General features: G+C 72.2%; 2 protein-coding genes and 1 pseudogene. 1 reads left to right on the top strand and 2 read right to left on the bottom strand.

Annotation, left to right across the window (positions count from 1 at the left end; genetic code table 11):
- The coding region (locus BN903_RS14620; protein ID WP_048078426.1) for a hypothetical protein at positions 1-199 on the top strand (199 nt) is incomplete at its 5' end.
- Here BN903_RS14620 and BN903_RS14615 read toward each other — a convergent pair.
- Both BN903_RS14615 and BN903_RS14610 read right to left on the bottom strand, forming a co-directional pair.
- Positions 169-663, bottom strand: coding sequence for a PaaI family thioesterase (locus BN903_RS14615; protein WP_048078425.1), 495 nt, complete (start codon positions 661-663; stop codon positions 169-171). The two genes, BN903_RS14620 and BN903_RS14615, sit on opposite strands and share 31 nt — an antisense overlap.
- An 87-nt stretch (positions 664-750) precedes the next feature.
- A pseudogene (locus tag BN903_RS14610) lies at positions 751-1,174 on the bottom strand (hypothetical protein); the annotation flags it as partial.

Here is a 1,174-nt window from a genome sequence, read left to right as displayed (position 1 = left end):
GGCGCGGCTCGGCTGTGAGTTCGTCCCGCTCGGCGAGCAGTCGGTCGTCGTCCGGGCCGCCCCGGACCGTGTCGACCGCGAACCGGTCGCGGCGCTTGAAGCGGAGCTGTCGGCGGGTGTGGGCGGTGACCGCCCCGCGCTCGACGCGATCCTCGACGACCTCCCGGGCTACTCGCGGAACAGCCGGAACGACCCCTGACCGACGACGACCTCCGAGCGGTTCTCTTCCCCGTCGTTCTCATCCGTCCCGCCGGCCCCGTCGACGGCGGTGGTGACGGTCATCTCGCTGACGCCGATCGAGCCGCCGGCCCTGACGACCTCCGCCTCGGCGCGGAGGTCGCCTGTCGCGGGCCGGAGGTAGTTCGCGTCGAGGTTCACCGTCGCCACGCCGCCGCCGAGCGGGTTCTCGAAGGTGGTGCGCTGCGCGACGCCGCCCGCCGTGTCGATCAGCGTCGCCGCGACGCCGCCGTGGATCGTCTGCCCGTCGGCGTTCGTGAGCTTGTCGTCGAAGGGGATAGAGAGGACGACGCGGCCGCGCTCGATCGTCTCGACCGACGTGTTCAGCCACGAGAGGTAGCCGTGTTCGTCCTCCAGCTTCCGCTCGACGAATTCCGTCGCGTCCGCCGGGAGCGGGTCCATCTCCGCGATGTCCGTGCGGTCCATGTCCCGGGGGTCGCCCTCGGACGGCTTGTAGCCCCCGGAAACGCGAGACAACGGGTCGGTGATTGGCTTCATCTCGTCGCCCGCGACTCAGCCGACGCCGAGCCGGACCGGGTCGTCACTCGGGACGACCTCGACCGTCACCGACGCTCCGACCTCGAATGTCGCGTCGGGGCAGACGACCTTGACACCGAAGCGGCCGCCGCGCGCCGCGAAAAGCGAGAGTCCGACGACGCGCTCGCCGTTCGCGAGGACGTCGACCGGGGCCCACTCGACGCGCGGCGCTCCCGGCTCGGTCCCGGCGTCGTGTTCGGTCGCGGTCCCGATTCGGGTGCCGAAGAGGGACAGCGCCGATCCGGTCGGCACAGCCGACTCATCTCCGACTCCGAACGTCCCGCCCCCGGCGTAGTGCGTCAGCCCGCCGTCGAGGGAGACTCCCTCGTCGCTCGCGAGCGCCGCGAACGCCGGTGCGGACCCGTCCCCTCGCGAACGGTTCCGCCCCGGACCGACACGG

Source organism: Halorubrum sp. AJ67, from assembly GCF_000513435.1.
The sequence above is the reverse complement of the archived record's forward strand: the minus strand, read 5'-3'. Positions and strand labels throughout refer to the sequence as shown.

Excerpts from the sequence above, each read along its gene's own strand:
- BN903_RS14615 (WP_048078425.1), bottom strand. The coding sequence starts at position 663 with ATGGACCGCACGGACATCGCGGAGATGGACCCGCTCCCGGCGGACGCG.